16 protein-coding genes and 1 pseudogene are annotated in these 20929 nt (G+C 70.9%); 12 read left to right on the plus strand and 5 right to left on the minus strand.

The features are described from left to right. Entirely contained in the window at nt 1-2748 is a 2748-nt protein-coding gene (locus tag WME95_RS18440; protein ID WP_437909674.1) for an FG-GAP repeat domain-containing protein, read from the plus strand. A gap of 8 nt (nt 2749-2756) precedes the next feature. Further along, nucleotides 2757-4028, plus strand: a complete 1272-nt coding sequence (locus WME95_RS18445) for a PEGA domain-containing protein (protein WP_437909675.1) — start codon at nt 2757-2759, stop codon at nt 4026-4028. A gap of 1 nt (nt 4029) precedes the next feature. On the opposite strand, the gene WME95_RS18450 is transcribed toward WME95_RS18445, so the two are convergent. Further along, nucleotides 4030-5382, minus strand: a complete 1353-nt coding sequence (locus WME95_RS18450; protein ID WP_437909676.1) for a hypothetical protein — start codon at nt 5380-5382, stop codon at nt 4030-4032. Nucleotides 5383-5930: 548 nt separating this feature from the next. Between WME95_RS18450 and WME95_RS18455 the strand changes: the two genes are divergently transcribed. Beyond that, nucleotides 5931-7259, plus strand: a complete 1329-nt coding sequence (locus tag WME95_RS18455) for a DUF2403 domain-containing lipoprotein (RefSeq protein ID WP_437909677.1) — start codon at nt 5931-5933, stop codon at nt 7257-7259. A 58-nt stretch (nt 7260-7317) separates the two neighbouring features. On the opposite strand, the gene WME95_RS18460 is transcribed toward WME95_RS18455, so the two are convergent. Beyond that, nucleotides 7318-7584, minus strand: coding sequence for a hypothetical protein (locus WME95_RS18460; RefSeq protein ID WP_437911138.1), 267 nt, complete (start codon nt 7582-7584; stop codon nt 7318-7320). 16 nt (nt 7585-7600) lie between these two features. Between WME95_RS18460 and WME95_RS18465 the strand changes: the two are divergent. From WME95_RS18465 to WME95_RS18475, 3 genes and pseudogenes are all read left to right on the plus strand, one after another. Continuing rightward, nucleotides 7601-8368, plus strand: a pseudogene (locus WME95_RS18465) (glycoside hydrolase family protein); the annotation flags it as partial. A gap of 672 nt (nt 8369-9040) precedes the next feature. Continuing rightward, the gene (locus WME95_RS18470; RefSeq protein ID WP_437909678.1) at nt 9041-9979 is read left to right on the plus strand and encodes an alpha/beta hydrolase family esterase; all 939 of its coding nucleotides are present in this window, start codon (nt 9041-9043) and stop codon (nt 9977-9979) included. A gap of 230 nt (nt 9980-10209) precedes the next feature. After that, nucleotides 10210-11589 carry an extracellular catalytic domain type 1 short-chain-length polyhydroxyalkanoate depolymerase gene (locus WME95_RS18475; RefSeq protein ID WP_437909679.1) on the plus strand — a complete coding sequence of 460 codons (1380 nt, stop codon included), beginning with the start codon at nt 10210-10212 and terminating at the stop codon, nt 11587-11589. A gap of 21 nt (nt 11590-11610) precedes the next feature. Here WME95_RS18475 and WME95_RS18480 read toward each other — a convergent pair whose 3' ends face one another. The 3 genes from WME95_RS18480 to norR all read right to left on the minus strand — a co-directional run bounded on the left by WME95_RS18480 (nt 11611) and on the right by norR (nt 15197). Continuing rightward, the gene (locus WME95_RS18480) at nt 11611-12921 is read right to left on the minus strand and encodes a PQQ-dependent sugar dehydrogenase (protein ID WP_437909680.1); all 1311 of its coding nucleotides are present in this window, start codon (nt 12919-12921) and stop codon (nt 11611-11613) included. Between the two features lie 196 nt (nt 12922-13117). After that, nucleotides 13118-13528 (minus strand): VOC family protein, encoded by a 411-nt coding sequence (locus WME95_RS18485; RefSeq protein ID WP_437909681.1) that lies wholly within the window; start codon nt 13526-13528, stop codon nt 13118-13120. 109 nt (nt 13529-13637) lie between these two features. Further along, nucleotides 13638-15197 (minus strand): nitric oxide reductase transcriptional regulator NorR, encoded by a 1560-nt coding sequence (norR, locus tag WME95_RS18490; RefSeq protein WP_437909682.1) that lies wholly within the window; start codon nt 15195-15197, stop codon nt 13638-13640. Between the two features lie 207 nt (nt 15198-15404). Here norR and WME95_RS18495 point away from each other — a divergent pair, with 207 nt between their 5' ends. The 6 genes from WME95_RS18495 (at nt 15405) to WME95_RS18520 (ending at nt 20906) form a co-directional block, all read left to right on the plus strand. Next, on the plus strand, nt 15405-17723 hold the full coding sequence (locus WME95_RS18495) for a nitric-oxide reductase large subunit (RefSeq protein WP_437909683.1): 2319 nt from the start codon (nt 15405-15407) through the stop codon (nt 17721-17723). 158 nt (nt 17724-17881) lie between these two features. Next, nucleotides 17882-19396, plus strand: coding sequence for a flavin-containing monooxygenase (locus tag WME95_RS18500; protein WP_437909684.1), 1515 nt, complete (start codon nt 17882-17884; stop codon nt 19394-19396). 347 nt (nt 19397-19743) lie between these two features. After that, nucleotides 19744-20124 carry a hypothetical protein gene (locus WME95_RS18505; RefSeq protein ID WP_437909685.1) on the plus strand — a complete coding sequence of 127 codons (381 nt, stop codon included), beginning with the start codon at nt 19744-19746 and terminating at the stop codon, nt 20122-20124. Nucleotides 20125-20369: 245 nt separating this feature from the next. After that, nucleotides 20370-20636, plus strand: a complete 267-nt coding sequence (locus tag WME95_RS18510) for a hypothetical protein (protein WP_437909686.1) — start codon at nt 20370-20372, stop codon at nt 20634-20636. Continuing rightward, on the plus strand, nt 20623-20760 hold the full coding sequence (locus tag WME95_RS18515) for a hypothetical protein (protein ID WP_437910997.1): 138 nt from the start codon (nt 20623-20625) through the stop codon (nt 20758-20760). Before WME95_RS18510 ends, WME95_RS18515 begins: the two co-directional genes overlap by 14 nt. Beyond that, nucleotides 20757-20906 (plus strand): hypothetical protein, encoded by a 150-nt coding sequence (locus WME95_RS18520; RefSeq protein WP_437909687.1) that lies wholly within the window; start codon nt 20757-20759, stop codon nt 20904-20906. The genes WME95_RS18515 and WME95_RS18520 overlap by 4 nt, the downstream gene beginning before the upstream one ends. Nucleotides 20907-20929 lie beyond the last annotated feature (23 nt).

The raw sequence follows: 20929 nt of genomic DNA on the forward strand, positions 1-20929 counted from the left end.
ATGAAGGCATCTCACGGAGCGTCGATCGTCCTGGCGATCGCGGCGGCGGGCTGCGCGAACCTCTCGCTGCTCGAGGAGGACGTCTGCGGCAACCGCGTCGTCGAGGCGCCGGACGAGGCCTGCGACGGGCAGGAAGGCTGCGGCGCGCCCGGGAGCGCGCACCAGTGCCGCTACCTCTGCGGGGGCGCCGAAGGGTTCGTGTGCCCCGGCGGCTACGGGTGCGGCGCGGACGGCGTCTGCCGGCGCCCCACGGGCGTGTTCGAGGAGCTCTCGGCGCGCACCATGGTCACGGCGATGGAGCTCTCGGCCGGCGACATCAACGCCGACGGCTGTGACGAGCTCGTGCACACGACGCTCGAGAGCACGACGATCACGGCGCTCCCCAGCCAGGCGCCTGGGCTGTGCGCGCAGGCGGAGCAGGCGCTCCCGATCGCCCGGGCGCCGTCGAGCGAGGAGACGTCGCCCGCTCCGATCCTGCGCGACCTCACGAGCGACGGCCAGCTCGAGCTCATCGTCGCCGGCCGCGGGGACGTGGTCTCCGCGCCGGGGGGCGCCGCGAACGGCCTCTTCGTGTTCTCCGCCTCGGAGAGCGGGGCCATGGCGCCCACGCTCTACGCGACGACGCGCCTCGACAGCGAGTCCGCGCGCCTCCTGTCGGCGCGGCTGCGCGGCCGCGACGCCGCGCTGATCTTCCTCGGAGCAGCCGCCGCGATGGGGGGATCGAGCGGCGGCGGTACGGGCGGCGAGCCGCCGGCGAGCGGCGGCCCCGGCCGTATCGCGGTGATGTCGGACCCGGCCGCGACGCCGCAGACGCTCGACGGCGACGTCGTGGCCCCCGGCGACATCGCGGCCGCTGTCGCCGCCGATCTGGACGGAGACGCCGCGGCGGACCCGGAGGCCTGCGACGAGGCGATCGTGGCGAAGCGGGGCGACGATCGGATCCGCATCTACGCCGTCTGCGGCCCCGCGGGCTCGAGCGCGCTCGCGGCGCTGCCCGAGGTGCAGCTCGGCGGCGGCGCGAGGATCCGCGACGTCAACGCGTCGCTCGCCGTGCACGATCAGAACCGCGATGGCTTCCTCGACATCGTCGTGAACGCCGTCCGCGCCGACCGCGGCGAGCTCCACGTCGCGTACGGCCTCGGCGACGGGCGCTTCCACGCGACGCCGGGCCTTCCGCCCGGCGGCTTGCCCGACCAGCGCACGGGCGCGCTCTCGCTCGACGACGCGGGGCTCGAGGCTGCGCTCGCCGATCCGGACCGGATCTTCGTCGCCGGCGAGTTCGACGAAGACCGTCCCGGGCCAGAGCTCGTGCCGCTCGACTGCCGCCCCAGCGCGCCGTTCCAGTCTCCGGTCTGCGGCTCGATCGGCGGAGGGTGCGAGGCGATCGCCGCCGACGTGAACGCCGACGGCCACCTCGATATCGTCGCCACCGAGACGCAGCGGCCCGACATCACGGTGTACACCGGCGCCTCGGACGGCGCGTTCTACACGCAGCGCGTCGCGACGCAGTGCCCGCCCCACTACCTCGCCGTCGGCGACTTCGACGGCGATCGGGTGAATGACATCGCTTACTTCGACCAGCAGGCGCGGCCGTCGTCGCCGCAGCCCTCGACCCGGCTCGACATCGCCTACGGCAACGCCTTCGCCGCGCCCTCCGCGCCGGCCGGGCACGGCCGCCTCGATCTCGCCAGCGGCCTCGTCGCGGGCCGCGTGCTCCAGGAGGCCACGGGCGCGCAGCTCTTCGCCCTGCGCGGTCTCCCGCGGCCGCCCGACGCGCCCGTGGGCTCCGGCTCCGGGCTGGCGCTCATCGAGGGGGGCCGTGATCGCCTCATCCGCGCGCCGTTCTACTTCGCCGCGCCTCCCGGAGCGCCGGGTGGCATGCCGCCTGGTCCTGGCGCGCCGAGCTCCATCCTGCCCGTGCGGCTCCTCGGCGTCGCGGGCGGCATGTTCGCGGTCGGGGCCGCCGGCGAACCCCAGCAGCGCCTCGCCGCGATCACCGAGCTCGCCGTCGAGGGCGCGCCCGGTCCCGTGCCCGAAGGCACGCAGATCTGGCTGATCTCGGTCTCACCGGAGGGGGACAACCTGCGCGCCGAGGCGTCCGGCCGGCCCGGCGAGGGGGCGCCGCCGTGCGAGGCGTGCGTGCTCGCGCCGATCGACACCGACGGCGACCGCCGGGACGAGCTCGTGTGGCTCAACGACGGCGAGCTCGCGCTGTACGCGGCCGACGGCGAGAAGCTGGTCGAGACGGCCCGGCAGGAGACGGCGCACGTGTTCAAGGCCATCGTGGAGGACGTGAACCCGCCGAAGTACGCGCCGCGCCCGCTCGTCGCGGATCTGGACGGCGACGGGCGGCAGGATCTCCTCGCCCGCGCGGCGAGCGGCGAGATCGTCGCGCTCTGGGGCCGCGCCGGCGGGGGCTTCGACGAGACGGCGCTCGTCGCGCCGGAGCCTTGCGAGGGCGACCGGGCCTGCGCGGGCCTCGCCGTGGCGCTGCTCAACGCCGACGCCGACGTCGCGCTCGAGGTCGCCGTGGCCGGGCCCGGGCGGCTCGAGCTCTACGATCTCGACGCCGGCGCGCGGGCGCTGCGCCGCATCGACACCGCGTTCCCCGGGCCTCCGCCGGAGGCCGGCAGCGATTTCGTCGCGCTGGTCGCGGGCGACGTCGACGGGGATGGCGTCGCCGATCTCGCGGTGGGGATGAGCTCCGCGTTCCTGAAGGTGTTCCGCGGCAAGCCGGTGCTGCAATGAGGGCGGCGGTGCGTTGCTTCGGCCCGTTGCTCGCCTGGGCCTCGCTGAGCCTCGCCGCGGCGCCCGCCGCGGCCCAGGCGGACGCGCGTCCGACGCCCGAGCAGGTGGCGCAGGCGGAGAGCTACTTCAACGCCGGCGCGCAGGCCTACGAGGCGGGCCAGTACCAGGTCGCCGCGGAGGCGTTCCTGGAGGCGCACGAGCGCGTGCCGAGCCCGTCGCTCCTGTTCTCGGCGGCGCAGGCGTTCCGGCGGCAGTACCTCACGGAGCCGTCGCCGGACGCGCTGCGCCGCGCGATCGCCCTCTACCGCGAGTACCTGCGCCAGGATCCGAAGGCGGCGCGCCGCGAGGAGGCGGTGACGGCCCTCGGGTCGCTCGTGCCGCTGGAGGCGCGGCTCCCCGGCGACGGCGCGGAGGCGCCGGGCGGCGAGGGCGCGACGGCGGCGGGCGGCGGCGCCGCGGCGGCCGCGAGGCCGGCTGCGGGCGGGACGCGGCTCTTGCTGTCGTCGCCTGCCGAGGGGGCCCGGGTGTCGGTCGATGGCCAGCCGTTCGTCGCGGCGCCGCTCGTGGCGCCGGTCGCGCCTGGCCCGCACCGCGTGCGGGTGCAGGCGGCGGGGCACGACGACGAAGAGCTCATGGTCGTCGCGGTCGCCGGTGAGCTGATGCCGCGGCACGTCGTGCTGCGCGTGAAGCCGGCGCAGCTGCGGGTGACCGGCACGGGCGGCGCGCGCATCGCGGTGGACGGGCAGGTGAGGGGGACGGTGCCGACGGCGGGCGCGATCGCGATCGAGCCGGGGGTTCATGTGGTCGAGGTCTCGCTGCCTGGATACGAGCTCTTCCGGCGAGGGCTCCGCGTGACGCGCGAGCAGGCCGTGGGGCTCGACGCCGATCTCCGCATGACGTCCCGCCGCGTCGCCGCGTGGACGGTGCTCGGCGTCGGCGCCGCGGGCGCCGTCGCGACCGGCGTGCTCGGGGGCCTCGCCCTCGCGAGCCAGAGCGAGGCGGTCGAGCTGCGGGACAGGAAGGACGCGGGCTCGCTCGCGCCGTCGGAGCGGGATCGCTACAACGCGGCGGTCGACGCGCGCGGAAGTCTCGGCGCGGCGGCGGCCGTCGCCGGCGGGGTGTCGCTCCTGGCCGCCGCCGTGGGGTTCGGGCTCTTCGCGTTCGACGAGCCGAAGGGCCTTGGCGCCGCCGCTCCCGCTGCGCCGCCGCCGCGGGATCCCGGCATGGATGCGGAGTTCACGGTGGGCGTCCTGTCAGCAGGTGTTCGAGGGCGCTTTTAGATCAACCAGGCACGACGACGATCTCGCCGGTCGTGTACAGCGCCGAGGTGTCCCAGGCGAGCCCGGGGGCGAGCGGCACATCGATGCTCACCTCGGAGAACGTCCCCAGGAGGGCGCCGCTCCAGCCGAGCACGGCGACTGTGTCGCCGGCCTGGAAGGGCATGGCCTCGTCCTCCACGTGGATCTCCAGGGCCCCGTCGAGGGTCACGTCCCCGTCCACGAACAGGAGCGGCGCGGCGCTCGGCCCGGCGACGGTCACGCTCAGCCTCGCGAACGAGCCCTGACTGTAGCTCCCGGCGACGCTCGTCGAGGGGTACACCTCGCCCACGACCAGCGTGCCGAGCGAGGGGTTCGCGAGATCGCCCGTGAAGCTGCTGGTCTCGAGGCGCCCCCGGTAGAAATCGATGACGTAGCCGGCCTGGACCTCGATCTCTCCCGCAATGAGCTCGCCGTCCGCGAGCCGCACCGCCCACATCGGGCCGCCGGGAGCGCCTGGCAGCGGCGCGAGCCGGAGGAGGCCGCCGATGCGGACGGATCCTCCCCCGTCGATTTGCAGCGCCGGATAGACCGACGAGTCGGTGGACGCGAGGATCGTGACGTCACCGCTGTTGATCCACGACGCATAGACGTCGGTCACGTAGACGTACGCCGCGCCGCCTCGCGAGCGGATCTCGGCCTCCTCCGTGGCCAGGGTCCCCAGCGCTCCAAGGGCGATCCCGCCGATTCCATCGTCTCCCCCCACCGACAGCAGCCCCGCGTTCGTCCAGGTGCCGCCCCAGCCGCTCACGCTGACAACGCTGTTCTCGAGCTCGTTGCCGAGGACCTGCGCGTTCACGGTGGAGAGCTCGCCCCGGTAGACGGTCAGCTGCGCGGCCCTGCCGGCGCCGACGACGAACTCCCCCGTGCTCACCCACCTCGTCGCGGAGCCTGTGATGAACGCCTCGATCGGGCGGAAAGGGCCATCCGGGGCGTTGGCACCGAAATAGACGTTGTGCGAGAAGAAGCTGGCTCCTTTTCGGATCTCGAACCTGCCGCCCCACAGGTCACCGATGTACGCGTTGGTTCGGCTCGTCAGGGTCGCGTCGTAGCCCTCGACGAGCACGTCGCCGTAGGCGTGGAAGTACGGCCCGCTGACCAGGAGATCGTCGGTGATGACGCTGGCGCCGGTCCGTACGATGAGCCAGCCCCAGGCGAAGTGGCCCGCGCCGACCGCGAGAGAGCCATTGTTGGTCCACTGCGATCCGTACCCGACCACCTCGACCTTACCGGAGCCCTCGTAAGGCCCGCCGATGAGGGCGCCGGGGCTGAGCATCCTCCCCTTGTTGAAGACGCGCACGCCCCCCGAACGGGGCATGCCCCGTATCGTGCCGCCGACCAGCAGAGGGCTCTCCCCGAGGTCCCACGGGTCCGACGGGCTCGAGGGCAATACATCGTCCGAGATGGTCACATCCGCCCGGACCGGCACTGCCACGCTCACTGACACCGCCGCAAGCAACGCCGAAAGGGCGCATCGGACATGCTGGTTCATAGGCCTCCTGCTCAGCAAGAAAATTCACAGCACAAGAATTCCGTCCTCACTTCCCCCTACTGCCCGAGCCGGGTGGATCGCGAGACCGATATTCCCGCGCGCACTCTAGCAGACGACGCGTCTGACGATCGCACGTCCTCTCGGTTCAAAAGACCCCACCTTCGGCCAAAATACCCCACCGCCGGATGGCCCCTCTCGCGGGAGAACTCGGGAGTCGACTTTGCTGTCTCCGCCGCCCGTCGGTCCGATTTGCGAGACCGCGCTCGATCGGCTCGGGCCCGAGCGGCGCCCATGTGGGCCTCTCGATGACCAATCGGCTCCGACCCCTCCGTTTTCCATCACGGAACGCGCGCGCTCCGGAGACAGTCACGGGCATGAAGCGCTCCTCGTTGATGGTGCAGGCTGCCCTCGTCCTCCTCGCGTGCGCCTGCGGTGACGGAGGCGATGTCGGAGGGCAGGGCGGTCAGGGAGGCCAGGCGAGCGGAGGTCTCTCCACCGGCACGACGGGCGCCGGCGCAGCCTCGTCCGCCAGCACCACCGGCGCCGGCCAAGGCCCGTCCGGCAGCACGACGGGCGCCGGCGGAGGTCTCGGCCCCCACGTCCCCGAGCCGAGCACGCCCACGCGCGGCGGGACGATGACGTTCACGAACATCGGCGCGCCCGGCTGGTGGCCCCGCCGCATCGACCGCGAGCCGGGCGACCCGGCGTGCGACTACAAGGACGGCGACGACACCTGGGGCGGGCACTGCTGCATGACCGAGCATCAGACGACGAGCGACAGGCTCGCCCCGTTCGATGAAGAGATGACCCTCATCATGAAGGCCATCCGCGTGAAGCAGCTCGCCGTCTACCAGCCCGGCAGCGACCCGGCCGCATGGCAGATGGTCTCGTCGTGGGACGCGAAGAACGGCGCAGGCTCCAATCTGCTCGTCACGGAAGGGCAGACCACCTCCGCCGACTTCACGGGCGACCTCACGAAGAAGGACTGCGTCACGTACTTCACGCAGGACAAGCCCTTCGCGTGCGGTGACGGCAAGGATTATTACTGTCCCGACGATCCGGGCATCATGCACCTCGGCTGGGCGGGCTCGAAGCTCGTGGTCTTCCTGGCGTCGATGACGTTCGACGACGCGGGCGTCGAGAAATGCGACGGCGATGGGCAGGGCCACCCCGGCCCGTGGGTCGCGTTCGTCGCTTCCGAGCTCATTCGCGACGGCGGCCGCAAGTGGAACGGGCTCTGCAACTGCTACTCGAAGACGGGCACCGTCGGCGACGGCTGCGGCGAGATCAACGTGTTCGAGGTCGTGATGGACAACAACGAGTACAGCAACCGCGAGTTCATGAGCACCGGTGTCCGCTCGTACCAGGAGGGGCACATCGGCGGCAGCGTCTGCGGGACCGGCTGTGATCGCGACGAGTTCGCCGAGGACGTCGAGGTGGTCGATGCGTGCGCGCAAAAGGCCTACGACAAGGGGCCCGTCATCGAGGCCGGCGGGCCCTCGGACGGCTGCCCGACATGGCGCCGGCCCAGCGGCGATCGCTACTTCATGATCCTGCTCGATGAGGCGCAGCGCACGATCCAGGTCGCGGTCATCCACCCCGAGAGGATCCCCTCCGCCGCGGCCGAGATGCTCCCCGATCTGCCGGGCGGGCTCTCGCGCGGCTCGATCGACGCCATGATCTCGATGCGCCTGCCGGAGTGAGCCCCATGAAACCGAGGAACACCATGCACAATCTCCGTCAGCTTCCGGCGCGGTGGGTCTACATCGCCGCTATCGCGTCCTTCGCCGCGGTGCCGGCGTGCTCGAGCAGCGACGACGAGGCACAGGCGTCGTCGGGGTCGAGCGGCGCCGGCGCGGGCAGCTCGAGCAGCAGCAGCGGCGCCGCAAGCTCGAGCGGCGCCGGCGCGGGCAGCTCGAGCAGCAGCGGCGCCGCAAGCTCGAGCGGCAGCGGCGCGGGCAGCTCGAGCAGCAGCAGCGGCGCCGCAAGCTCGAGCGGCAGCGGCGGCCCTGCGCCGGCGGGCTGCAAGCGCGGCCTCGCGTATGGCTATCACTCGAAGGCCGACATGGATGTCCTCTCCCCGGCAGTGTCCTGGTGGTACAACTGGACTCATGTTCCGGACGAGGGTGTCCGGCCCGATTATTACAGGACGCTCGGCGTCGAGTACGTACCGATGGTGTGGGGCGGGGGCAACCTCGACAGCGCCGCCGCCGGCCGCATCGCCTCCGAGATCCCCGAGGGGGCGAGGTTCCTGCTGGGGTTCAACGAGCCGAACTTCGGGGCGCAGGCCGACCTCTCCGCGGCCGAAGCCGCGGCTCTCTGGCCGCACGTCGAGGCGGTGGCCGACGCGCGCGGCCTCGCGCTCGTGTCGCCGGCCGTGAACTTCTGCGGCGGCGATTGCCAGGAGACCGATCCCTTCAAGTACCTGGACGACTTCTTCGCCGCGTGCAGGGGGTGCCGGGTCGATTACATCGGTATCCACATCTACACCGGCTGCAAGGGAGAAGGCGACAACCAGGCTCAGTGGCTCATCAACCACGTCGAGACGTACAAGTCACGGTTCGACAAGCCCCTCTGGCTCACCGAGTTCGCGTGCGACAGCGCGGGCTCCCTCGCCGAGCAGAAGGAGTTCCTCGTCGACGCGCTGGCGTACCTCGAGAACGAGCCCCGGATCGCGAAGTACGCGTGGTTCTCGGGCCGCGCCGACAACGTCCGGCACGCGAGCTTGCTCGGCGACGACGGCGAGCTCAACGAGCTCGGTCAAGCCTACGTCAGCGCGCCGCAGCACGCGTGCGGAGCCTCGACGGAGTGAGCGTGACGCGGCGGGCAGGCCGGTCGCCTGCGCGCTCTCCCGCCGTGACCACCACGCCGCAGCGCCCTGGACCCGCCGCGGCTCGCCCCTCGAGCGGCGTCGGCGCGGCAGGCCCGCGCCGCAACGCGTCGGTGCGGCTGCCGTCAGCGACGCGAGCGTGAGGCTCGAAGGCGCGGTCACCCCGCGCCACCAGCTCCGGTCCTCCCCAGGCGCGGGCCTCGCGCTCGCCGCGCCAGTTTGTGATTGACGCCGGCTATGTGAGCGTTCACATTCGGCACTCCGAATATTCTTTTGCCTTCCCCTGGATGGGCCGCCAGGCGCACCGGGTCCTGCGTCGTGCGCGTTCACCTCGACGGTCGCGCCATGGCCCCGGACGAGGCGCATGCCGGGGGAAAGGAGGAGCAGCGGTCGGGCTCGGCTGGGATGACACCAGGGCGCACTCCAAGCGCGGAACATCTGGCAACCACTGTCTGCCAATCTCGCAGTTCGCCGTCGTCGGTCTCAAGTGAGCGCTTCGCGCAGGCGCAACGCAACCAGAGGGGCATTGTGCACCACGAAAAGAAAGCCGTCAGTCGCATCCATGTCTTCTGTTTGCTCTCGAGCGTCGCGATGCTGGCGTGCGGCGATGAGGGCGGCGACGCGGCACAAGCTGCGGGCGCGGGCAGCTCGAGCGTGTCAGCCGCCAGCGGGGCGTCGACCGGCGTGACCGCTGGGTCGAGCAGCGCTTCCGGTGGCACGAGCAGCGGCGAAGCCGCCGGTAGCGGCGGAGCGACCGTCGGCGCCGGTGGAGCGGGCTCGGGTGGAACGGGCGGCGCGGGCGGCGCGGGCGGCGCCGGGACAGGCGGGGCCGGCGGTGACGGAGGTGGAGGTGACGCGGTGAAGTCCGCAGGCTGCGGCAAGATGCGCACGCTCCAGAACGGCGCTGGCACCGTGCAGAGCGGCGGAAAGAGCCGCAAATACGCCCTGCGCGCCCCCGATGATTACGATAGCGACCACCCGTACCGGCTCATTCTCTCCTTCCACGGGGCCACGGGCAACAGCGGCCAGGTTGCGCCCTCTTATTTCGGGCTCTGGTCGCTCTCCGAAGGGAGCACCATCTTCATCGCGCCCGACGCTGTCGGCGGGATCTGGTCAGCCGACGATGTGACCTTCGTCGACGACATCCTCAAGCAGGTCACGGGCGATCTCTGCATCGACACCTCGCGCATCGAGCTCGAAGGCTTCAGCCAGGGGGGGGCGATGGCGTGGACGCTGGCCTGCGCGCGTCCGGACGTTTACCGCGCCGCGGTCGTGCACTCCGGCGGCGGTCTCCCCCGGCCGGCGAGCTGTCAGCCGGTCGCCTTCATGTCTTCGCTCGGTCAGCAGGAGAGCGGCGGAGCCGGACAGACCTCCAACAGCGATTTCTTCGCCAAGCAAAATGGATGCATGGTGGAGTCCCTGGCCAAGGCGCCCAGAGGTGGCCACGCCTGCTCGGACTACAAGGGCTGCTCCGCGGGGCACCCCACCCGCTGGTGTGACTACGACGGCGGTCATACCCCGTCGCCGAACGACGGCGGGCAGCAGATGTCATGGATGCCTCAGGAAGTGTGGACGTTCCTGAGTCAGTTCTAGAACACCGATCGTGTTGAAACCCGGAGAATTTTCACAGGGAGGCGAGGAGGCGGGGAGGAAGAAGAGAAGCAGCTCTCCTTACCCGCGGTCTCTCGCTCCCCGCCTCCTCGGCTCCCTGTGAAATCCCCGCTGTTCCTCGGGGTTTCAGCCCGCTTGTCGCTCTAGAGTGCGCGAAACAAAGCGGCGCTGGCTCGCGTGCCAGGTTGTCGTTGATAGGGAGTCTCTGTTCGATGGACCAATTCAAAAGTCACGTCCTCGGGCTCGCGTCGCTCTCGCTGGCGCTGCTCGTTGCGCTGCCTGCGCGCGGGGCATCGCTGCAGAAAGTCAACCAGAGCGAATGGGGGGCGGACGGCCTGCCCAGCTACGTCAACATGTACATCTACGTGCCTGACAAGCTGGCGGCCAAGCCTCCCATCGTCGTCGCTCCCCATCATTGCCAGGGAAATGGCCAGGGCACGTTCAGCGAGATGTCGAGCCTGGTGTCCATAGCGAACACCAGCGGCTTCATCATGATCTTCCCGGAGGCCACCGGGCAGAACTGCTGGGACGCGGGATCGACGAGATCGCTCAACCACGGCGGCGGCGGCGACACGGGGGCCATCGTCCAGATGGTGAAATACACGCTCGCGAAGTACAGCGGCGATGCGGGCCGCGTGTACTCGGTCGGCGGGTCGTCGGGCGGCATCATGACCGAGGCGCTGCTCGGTGTGTATCCGGACGTGTTCATGGCCGGCGTGTCGCTCATGGGTGTTCCGTGCGGCTGCTGGGCCGAGGGCTACAACGACGTCACCGGGACGGGGAGCTCGGCCCAGTGGAGCGGGCCCTGCGGGGGCGGCAACGTCACGAAGACCGGGCAGCAGTGGGGAGACCTCGTTCGTTCGTATTTTCCCGGTTACACCGGCCATCGCCCGCGCCTGCAGCACTGGCATGGCACCGCCGACACGATCCTCAGCTACAAGAACATGGCTGAAGACGTCAAGGAGTGGACGAACCTCCTGGGGTTGAGCGAAACCCCGAGTGGGACCGACACGCCGAAGCGCGGAACCACGCGCCAGTCCTGGAAGAGCTCCTGCGGCTACACGGTCTATGAGGCCTTTTCGATGGACGGCGTCGGGCACGCCGTGCCGTTCGATGGACCCGCCGTCGCCGCCTATTTCGGACTCGACAGGGCCGGTGGTCAGGATCCAGAGACGGCGGCTTGTCCCGGCGCTGTCCCCGGCGGCAACGACACCGGAGGAGCGGGCGGCGCGGCCGGAGCCGGAGGCGCGGGGGGCGAGCCCGGAGCCGGAGGCGCGGGGGGCGAGGCCGCAACCGGAGGCGCGGGTGGCGAGGCCGCAACCGGAGGCGCAGGTGGCGAGCCCGGGACCGGAGGCGCGGGCGGGGTCATGGGAAGTGGCTCAGGCAGCGGCGGCGCGATGGACACCGCGTCCGGGGGGGCGAACGGACAGGACGCCAGCTCGGGAAGCGGCGACTCGACAGAAGGAGAAGGCTCCAGCTCCGGCTGCAGCTGCGCCGTGGGCAGCGACGCGAGCGACTCTGGCGCCCAGGCGGGTCTCCTCCTCGCGGCGCTGGGATTGCTGCTCGGTCGCCCGAAGCGCCGCCCGCGCTGAGCGCACGGGAAGACCAGGGTCTCACTTGCCGTAGGCCACCCGCCACACGGTGTTGCTCTGGTCGTCGGTCACCAGCAGCGCGCCGTCCCTGGCCACGGCGACGCCGACCGGGCGACCCCACACGTCACCGGTGCTCGTGACGAAGCCGGTCATGAAGTCTTCGTAATATCCCGCCGCCTTGCCGTCCTTGACCGGGACGCGGATCACCTTGTATCCGGTGCGCCGCGACCGGTTCCACGAGCCGTGCTCCGCCGCGAAGATGTGTCCCTGGTAGTCGGCCGGGAACTGCTGGCCCGTGTAGAAGCAGAGGTCGAGGGAGGCCGAGTGCGACTGGATCAGCACGTCCGGCACGATGACCTTGTCCCGGAGCTCGGGGTGCTTGCCCTCGTGCCGCGGATCCTGATGCCCGCCGAGGTAGTACCAGGGCCAGCCGTAGAAGCCGCCCTCTTGCACGCGCGTCACGTAGTCGGGGACCAGGTTGTCGCCCAGCTCGTCGCGCTCGTTCACGCTGGTCCAGAGCGCGCCCGTCGCCGGCTCGATGGCCAGGCCGACCGGGTTGCGGATGCCTGACGCATGGAGCACCTCGTTCTTGCCGTCGGGCGTGAAGGCCAGGATGCAGGCGCGCCGGATCTCGTCCTCGTCGTCATCGACGTTGGAGCGGGAGCCCACGGACACGAACATTCGCTGGTTGTCCTTGCTGAAGACGATATCGCGGGTCCAGTGGCCGCCGCCGCCCACGGCCTCCCTGCCCGAGGGGATGTTGGTGACCAGCGCCTCGGCCGGGCCGCTGGCCCTTGTGTCACCCGCCTTGTAAGGGAACCGCACAACGCTGTCGGTGTTCGCGATGTAGACGTGCGTCGGCGCCTCGGTCCCGCTCGGATAGAAGGCGATGCCGAAGGGGCGGTTCAGGTCCTCGGCGTAGACGCTGCGGACATCGGCCTTGCCGTCGCCGTCCGTGTCCCGGAGCACCTGAACCCGGTCCGCCGCGCTCTCGGCCACGAACACGTCGCCGTTCGGCGCCACCTGCACCACGCGCGGCTTCTCCAGACCCGTGGTGAGCTCGGTGACGGTGAATCCCGACGGGACTTTGGGGAACGCACCGGCTGGACGATCTGCCCTGTTCGGGCTGTTGGTCACCGACTCGCCCTCGTTGGGCGCGGGGAGGTCGGCGACGGTGATCTTGCGCTTCACGCCCGGCGCGTCCGTCGTCCAGTCGCCCAGCGCGTCGGCGCCGGTGAGGATCCTGTCGGTGGGCGCCGGCTGCGGCGTGACCTCGGCGCGCTTGGGCGAGCAGGAGGCCAGCGCGCCCGCGCCGGCGCCGACCAAGAGCACCTGAGCCACCCCACGCCGGCGCCACAGGCGACCTGAGATTCGGTTGTCCATGGACTCGGGTTGCCATTCGGCTGCTCCTCTGTCCACCGCTCCACCGCTTCTCTGGACCGATGAGCCCGCCGATCGCCTCGCCTCTCGCCATGAGCAGACGGGGGAGCGCCCCTCCATCCAGCCCCGGCTGCCGCCCCTGCGCCGACTACCAGTCCGCCTCGATCACCCCTCCGGTGTACTGCGTGCTGGTCGGCGTGTACTGGTGCACCTCGAACTTGTTGCCGTCGGGGTCCGCCAGCCAGATCTGGTACGTGTTGTCGCAGCCGAGCTTCTTCTCGGTGAACGGGACGCCGCGGCTCTTCAGCGTCGCCATCACGGCGTCCATGTCGTCGGTCTCCAGGCAGAAGTGGGCGATCCCGGTATTGACCACCTCGCCGAGGTTCCGGTCCTCGAACATCTCCATATAGTTGCCGTCGGCGATCTCGAGGTAAGCGCCGAACGGCGCGCCTTCGCGGGTGAAGCTGAACTTGGTGGCGAACCCGAGCTTGCCGTAGAAGTCGACCGAGCGCTGCAGATCCCTCACGTTGAGACAGACGTGCGCGATGCGTGTGAACATGGGGAGAGCCTCCGCGACGGCGCCGGGGTAGGGGAGCGGCGCACGCCGCCGAGGATACCCCACCCGGAGGCCCCGGCGCGACGGCGGCGCCTCGCCGTCTCCGTTCTCCTCAGCGCAGCCCGAGCCGCTTCGCGAGGTGGTGCAGGTTGCTGCGGTGCATCCCGAGCGATCGCGCCGCGGCGGCCCAGTTGCCGTCGGCCTGCGCCACGGCCCGCTCGATGAGCCCGCGCTGGAACGCGTCGACCTGCTCGTTCAGCGGCGCCGCCGCCGCGGCGGGCGCCGCCTTCTCCGCGTCGTCCTCGCGCGGCGCGGGCTCCGGCGCCGCGGCGACGTCGACCCCCAGGTGGGCCGGCTTGACGACCACGGGCGCCCCGCGGGGCACGCCCCGCGACGCCTGCAGCACCATCCGGAACACCGTGTTCTCCAGCTCGCGCACGTTCCCCGGCCAGGCGCCGCCCGCGAGCAGCTCTCGCGCCGCCTTCGTCAGCCGCACCGGCCCGACGCCGAGCCGCGCGCGCGCCTCGTCGCAGAAGTGGCCGGCGAGCAGCGGGATATCGCTCCTCCGCTCGCGCAGCGGCGGCACCGCGAGGCGGTAGACGTTGAGCCGGTGGAACAGGTCGGCCCGGAAGCGCCCCTCGGCCACCTCCCGCTCGATATCGCGGTTCGTCGCCGCCACGACGCGCACGTCGACGCGCAGCGACCGATCGGCGCCGACCCGCTGCACCTCGCCCTCCTGCAGCGCCCGTAGCAGCTTCGGCTGGATCGACAGCGGCAGCTCGCCGATCTCGTCGAGGAGCAGCGTGCCCTTGTCCGCCACCTCGAGCTTCCCCGGCCGGCTCTGCTCCGCCCCGGTGAACGCGCCGCGCACGTGCCCGAACAGCTCGCTCTCCGCCACCGACTCGGGCAGCGCCGCGCAGTTCACGTGGAGCAGCGGCTCGCCCCGCCGCCCCGACGCCGCGTGGACGGCGCGCGCCACGAGCTCTTTCCCCACGCCCGTCTCGCCCGTGATGAGCACCGTGAGATCCGACGGCCCCACGAGCGCGATCTCGTCGCGCAGCCGCTGCATCGCCTGGCTCGTCCCCAGCAGGCTCGCGCCCCGCTCCCGCTCCGCCGCCCGCCGGAGATCGTCGGCCACCAGGCCGAGCCGCTCGGCGCTGTGCTCGAGCGCATCGATGAGCTGGCTCGTGCGCACCGCCGCGCCGGCCAGCGCGCCCAGCCAGGAGAGCGTCGCCGCGTCGACCCCCTCGAAGGCCCGCGGGTCGCGCGCGTCGGCCGTCAGCAGCCCGATGAGCGCGCCCTCGACCCGCAGCGGACAGCCAAGGCACGCGTGCACGTGCGCCAGCGCTGTCGCGTCCGACGCGAGCAGCCCGTCGAACGGATCCGGCAGCTCGGTGTCCGGCGCGAAACGCACCGGCGCCTCCGCGTGGCAGAGGAGGTCGAGCCGCGGGTGCGCCTTCGTGCAAAACGTGCGCCCCAGCGCCTCCGGCGCGAGCCCGTGCGCCGCGAGCGGCACCAGCACGCCGTCCTGATACTGCATCAGGCACGCCGCATCACACGGCACCACGTGCCGCACCGCCTCGAGCAGGCGCCGGTACCGATCCTCGGCGCCCAGCGACGTCGTGAGATCGAGCGCGACCGACAGCAGCGCCTCCAGGTTCGGCTTCGCCATGTTGTCGATCGTACAACGTGGTTGTCGATTTGACAACGTACGGATGTTGCGAAAATCGCAACACCACCCGCCTGGAGGCACGAAACGAGGGGGCGCATGGCAGCGGCACGCCGGCTGCTTCAGGGCCGGGCGTCACGACCGGAGCCCTCGAGGTCGCGCCGCGGAGGCGCGGGCGCGCCGGGGGCTCACGCGAACAACGAGGTCGCTATGCATAACCTACGACGACTCTGGCTGGCGCTCGCCGCCGTCATCACCGCTGGCTTCTTGATACTCGGCTTCATGGGTCGGGAGGTGTACCGCAAGGCCCCGCCGATCCCCGAGCGGGTCCAGACGCCGGCCGGCCGGGTGCTGCTCACGAAGGACGATATCCTGGACGGGCAGCTCGTCTATCAGAGCATCGGCGGGCAGCAGGTCGGCAGCGTCTGGGGGCACGGCGCTTACCAGGCGCCGGACTGGTCGGCCGACTGGCTCCATCGCGAGGCCGAGGCGCAGCTCGCGCTCTGGAGCCAGCGAGAGCACGGCGCGGCGTTCGCGGCGCTCCCGGACGAGGCGCAGGCCGCGCTCAAGGCGCGGCTCCAGCGGACGATGCGCCAGAACGGCTACGACGCCGCGACCGGCGCGCTCACGGTCTCCGAGGATCGCGCGCTGGCGATCGAGCAGACCGCGGCGCATTATCGCGCGCTCTTCGGCGACGAGCCGAGCCTCACCGGGCTGCGCGAGAGCTACGCGCTGCACACGGGCGCGGTCCCCGACGCCGGGCGGCGCGACAAGCTGACCGCCTTCTTCTTCTGGACCTCGTGGGCCACGGCCGCGGAGCGCCCTGGCACCGGCGCCAGCTACACAAACAACTGGCCTCATGAGCCGCTCGTCGGCAACGTCCCCACGGCCGCCAACGTGATCTGGTCGATCGTCAGCATCGTGCTGCTGCTCGCCGGGATCGGCGCGCTCGTCTGGTACCACGCGTTCCGCCGCAGCGAGGAGCCGGCCGTCGCCGCCCCGGCGAGCGACCCGCTCTCGGGGTGGGTGCTCACGCCGTCGATGCGGGCCGTCGGGAAGTACTGCCTCGTCGTCGTCGCGCTGCTCGTGCTCCAGGTCGCGCTCGGCGCCCTGACCGCGCACTACACGGTGGAAGGACACGAGGTCTTCGGCCTGCCTGTCGCGGACTACCTGCCGTACGCGGTGACGCGCACCTGGCACGTCCAGCTCGGCGTCTTCTGGATCGCGACCGCGTTCCTCGCGGCGGGGCTGTTCCTCGCGCCGGCGGTGGGCGGGCGCGAGCCGAAGGGGCAGCGGCTCGGCGTGAACGTCCTCTTCGGGGCGCTCGTCCTCGTGGTCTTCGGCTCGCTCGCCGGAGAGTGGCTGTCGGTGAAGCAGCGCTTCGCGCTCGAGCACTCGTTCTGGTTCGGGCACCAGGGGTACGAGTACGTCGACCTCGGCCGCGCCTTCCAGATAGCGCTCTTCGGCGGCCTCGCGCTCTGGCTCTTCCTGATGCTGCGCGCGCTCTGGCCCGCGCTCTCGCGGCGCGACATGAGCCGGCACATCGTGCTGCTCTTCACCGGCGCGACGGTGGCGATCGGGATGTTCTACGGCGTGGGGCTGTTCTACGGCGCGAAGACGCACCTCTCGGTCATGGAGTACTGGCGCTGGTGGGTCGTCCACCTGTGGGTCGAGGGGTTCATGGAGGTGTTCGCCACCGCGGCCATCGCGTTCCTGTTCACCCGGTTCGGGCTCGTGCGGCCCGACAGCGCGGCGCGGGCGGCGCTCCTGTCCACCTGCATCTTCCTCGTCTCGGGCATCCCCGGCACGTTTCACCACCTCTACTTCAGCGGCACGCCGGTCTCGGTGATGGCGGTCGGCGCGAGCTTCAGCGCCCTGGAGGTCGTGCCGCTCGTCCTCGTGGGGATGGAGGCGCACGAGACCTGGCAGATGCAGCACCGGAGCGCGTGGATGCAGGCCTATCGCTGGCCCATCCAGTTCTTCGTCGCCGTCGCGTTCTGGAACTTCGTCGGCGCCGGGGTGTTCGGCTTCCTCATCAACCCGCCGATCGCGCTCTATTACATGCAGGGCCTCAACACGACCCCCGTGCACGCGCACGCCGCCCTCTTCGGCGTCTACGGGCTGTTGTCCCTCGGCCTCGTGCTGGTGATGCTCCGCCGCCTGCGCCCCGACGCGGTGTGGAACGAGGCGCGGCTCCGGGTGGCGTTCTGGGGGATGAACGGCGGCCTCGGCCTCATGATCCTCCTGAGCCTCTTGCCGATCGGGCTGGCGCAGGCGTGGGCCAGCGTCGAGCGCGGGCTGTGGTATGCGCGGAGCGCGGAGTTCATGCAGCAGCCGGTCCTCGAGGCGCTGCGCTGGATGCGGCTCGTCGGAGACACCCTGTTCATCGTCGGCGTCCTGGCCTTCGTCGGGTTCGTCGCGGGGCTCTTCACCCGCAGGCCGGCGGGCGCTGCCTCGGCGAAGCCCGCGCCCGAAGGTGAGGCGGCAGGGATGGCCGCGCCGGCTGCGAGCGGCGCGCCGGCGGTCTGAGCACCCGCGCGCCAGCGCCCGGCCGGGCGCTGGCGCGCCTCCTCGCCGCAGCGCCGCGCGGCGCCCCGAAATGTGCGCGTGGCGTCGAGCCCAGCCCTGATCCGCCACGCTATGCTCGGGTCCTGGAGCGCCACGGCGCTCGCCCCCGGGAACCCAGCATGTCCACCGAGCACTTCGACGTTCTCATCGTAGGCGCCGGCCTCTCCGGCATCGCGGCCGGCTACCACCTCCAGACGCGCTGCCCCGGCAAGCGGTACGCGATCCTCGAGGGGCGCAGCGCGATCGGCGGTACCTGGGACCTGTTCCGCTACCCAGGCGTCCGCTCGGACTCGGACATGTTCACGCTCGGCTATTCCTTCCGCCCCTGGAAGGAGGCCAAGGCGATCGCGGACGGGTCGTCGATCCGCGACTACGTGCGCGACACGGCCCGGGAGCTCGGCATCGACCGGCACATCCGGTTCAATCACCGGGTTCGAGCCGCGTCGTGGTCGTCGGAGCAGGCGCGCTGGACCGTCGAGGTGGACGTCGGCCCAGGCGAGGAGCGCGCCAGTTACTCCTGCAGCTTCCTGTACGTCTGCAGCGGCTACTACCGCTACGAGAGCGGGTATACGCCCAGCTTCCCTGGCCGCGACGACTTCCAGGGACAGCTCGTGCACCCCCAGCAGTGGCCGGAGGATCTCGACTACCGGGGCAAGCGCGTCGTCGTCATCGGCAGCGGCGCCACGGCCGTGACGCTGGTGCCCGCGATGGCCGCCGACGCGGCGCATGTGACGATGCTCCAGCGCTCGCCGACGTACATCGCCTCGCTGCCCTCGGAGGACCCGATAGCCAACGCGATCCGCGAGCACCTGCCGGAGCAAATCGCCCACCGCGTCGCCCGCTGGAAGAACGTCGCGCTCAGCTTGCTGATTTACCAGGTCTGTCAGCGCGCGCCGAAGCTGGCCCGGCGGATGCTCCGCGGCGGCGTCGCCCGGCATCTGCCGCCCGACTTCGACATCGATACACACTTCAACCCTCGCTACGATCCATGGGATCAGCGCCTCTGCCTCGTGCCGGACGCCGATCTCTTCCGTGCGGTGAAGGAGGGGCGCGCCTCGGTGGTCACCGACAGCATCCGGACCTTCACGAAGAGCGGCGTCCTGCTCGAGTCGGGCAAGGAGCTCCAGGCGGACATCATCGTGACGGCGACGGGCCTGGAGCTCCTGCTCTGCGGCGGCATCCGGCTCGCCGTCGACGGTGACGTCCTCGAGCCCGGCAGGTCGTTCATCTACAAGGGGTTGATGCTGGGCGGCGTCCCGAACTTCGCGCTCTGCCTCGGTTACACTAACGCGTCGTGGACGCTGCGCGCCGAGCTGGCCTCGACGTACGTCTGCCGGCTGCTCAACCACATGGATCGACACGGCTACCGGCAGTGCTTGCCGCGCCCTGACGAATCCATCCTCGATCCTCGGCCGCTGCTCGGCCTGACGTCGGGCTACGTGCGGCGCTCGGTGGACCACCTGCCCAAGCAAGGATCGAAGGCGCCGTGGTACTTCCGCCAGAACTACGTGCTCGATCTGCTCGCGATGAAGCTCGGTCCGGTGGACGACGGCACCATGGTCTTTTCCAGGGAGGGTCGGCCGCCGCGCCGCGAGCCCGCGAGCGCGGAGCGTCCTCGGCGCGTGGAGGCCTGACCGAAGGCGCGCTCCGCTGGCGAGCCGCCATTGCCGGCCAACATCGCGCGCCGGACGCGGACTCCGATCGCTCCGCTTGCCCTGTTCGCCCTGGCCTGATGCCCCTGAAATTTCACGGCGCTGTCATCGTAGCTTCAAGGCGGGGAGGGGGCCCGACGAGAGATGATCTCCGGGAGCTCCGGCCTGGAGAGAGCGAGATCGCCAGCGCGACAGGATGTTTTTTTCAAAAAAGAGATGGCCGTACCCGATTGCGTGAAGGATGGCTCGCCATCGCAGCATCCATCAGGCGTGAGAGAGACCGAGATGCGAACGGTCTCTTCCTGGAAAAATCTCAGGAGAGTAAAGAGATGAGCTTGTTCAGCAAGAGGGTCCTCCCGTTCACGCTCCTCGGTGCCGCAGCCGCGCTCGGTGGCTGCGCTGGCGACGCTTCCCTCGAAGGCGACGACGAGCAGGAGACCCAGACGGCGGAGGCTGATCCCGAGTCAGCGGACGCGATCGACCCCGACGCGGTGGAGGCGGTTGGAAGCGCGCAGCAAGCGGTGACCCAAAGCGAATGGATTTGCTGGCAATGGTGGGGCAAATGGGTTGACGTCGGCCATGTCAAGATCTGGTGGGGCCATACTCCCAACGATGCCCTATGGGCCTGCCAGAACTGGGTCGCGCGCTGCTACAACCACGGCGACGGCTGCTATGTTCGTGATAAGACGCCGATCGCCTGGTCATGGTGAGCAGCGCGGGGATCGTCCTCATCGATCACCGCCAGAGCGGCAAACGGGTTGAAGCCGCACGCAAACAGCGAGAAGTTGGGACGCCAGAAGACGCCAAACCCCGACAAAAGACGCCAGAATTTTAGTCACACATAGATCGCGAGATTGCCGCGCGCTCTTCACACAAGCGAGGGCACTCAGCGAGGGAGGCGATTCATGGTGCCGAGGCGAGCCATGGCCGGGAGCGGCCGTCGGAGAGCACGATCATGAGCGCGCTCCTGCGCGGCGCCGTGACGCCGCTGAAAGGCGCCGCGGCCGCCGCGATCGCCTGGCGCACGCAGGGCCGGCACTACGTCACCGTCATCGCCAAGGCGAGCTTCGCCTTCGCGATCGATGCGGTGATGTGGCGGACCGATCAGCACGCCTCGCAAGGCGCTCGAGGGGCCGAACGCCGACATCCTCGCGGGCTTCGACTGGTCGTACTTCCAGGCGGCGCCCGAGGACCAGCGGATCACATTCCTGCAAGGCGATGAGTGGATCGTGCTCGAGCACGTGAATCCGGCGGCTCCACGGCTTCAGATGCGCTTGCCCGGGGCGCGCGGGGTGGCGCGGATCCGGGGGCTCGCGTCTAGCCCAGGGCCTGGGCGCTCGCCGTGAACGATCCGTCGCCTCGGGCGGCCGTGGTCGCCTCGCTCGCCAGCACCCTGAGCCGCGCTGTCGCCCTCGGGGACGAGGCGGCGGTCCGGGTCGTTCACGAGGCGCTCGGTCGGCTGCTCGGGCTGTCGGCGGCACCGGAGGGGTGAGCAAGCTTGGGCCGAATGTCGAG

This window comes from Sorangium sp. So ce327, assembly GCF_051530205.1.
Taxonomy (GTDB): Bacteria; Myxococcota_A; Polyangia; order Polyangiales; family Polyangiaceae; genus Sorangium; species Sorangium cellulosum_B.

What these genes read in the sequence shown, in the direction of transcription:
- WME95_RS18450 (WP_437909676.1), bottom strand. Translation starts at nt 5,382, where the DNA reads ATGCCCCGTTCGGGGGGCGTGCGCGTCTTCAACAAGGGGAGGATGCTC.
- WME95_RS18440 (WP_437909674.1), top strand. Translation starts at nt 1, where the DNA reads ATGAAGGCATCTCACGGAGCGTCGATCGTCCTGGCGATCGCGGCGGCG.
- WME95_RS18495 (WP_437909683.1), top strand. Translation starts at nt 15,405, where the DNA reads ATGCATAACCTACGACGACTCTGGCTGGCGCTCGCCGCCGTCATCACC.
- WME95_RS18485 (WP_437909681.1), bottom strand. Translation starts at nt 13,528, where the DNA reads ATGTTCACACGCATCGCGCACGTCTGTCTCAACGTGAGGGATCTGCAG.
- norR (WP_437909682.1), bottom strand. Translation starts at nt 15,197, where the DNA reads ATGGCGAAGCCGAACCTGGAGGCGCTGCTGTCGGTCGCGCTCGATCTC.
- WME95_RS18500 (WP_437909684.1), top strand. Translation starts at nt 17,882, where the DNA reads ATGTCCACCGAGCACTTCGACGTTCTCATCGTAGGCGCCGGCCTCTCC.
- WME95_RS18510 (WP_437909686.1), top strand. Translation starts at nt 20,370, where the DNA reads ATGAGCGCGCTCCTGCGCGGCGCCGTGACGCCGCTGAAAGGCGCCGCG.
- WME95_RS18455 (WP_437909677.1), top strand. Translation starts at nt 5,931, where the DNA reads ATGAAGCGCTCCTCGTTGATGGTGCAGGCTGCCCTCGTCCTCCTCGCG.
- WME95_RS18505 (WP_437909685.1), top strand. Translation starts at nt 19,744, where the DNA reads ATGAGCTTGTTCAGCAAGAGGGTCCTCCCGTTCACGCTCCTCGGTGCC.
- WME95_RS18475 (WP_437909679.1), top strand. Translation starts at nt 10,210, where the DNA reads ATGGACCAATTCAAAAGTCACGTCCTCGGGCTCGCGTCGCTCTCGCTG.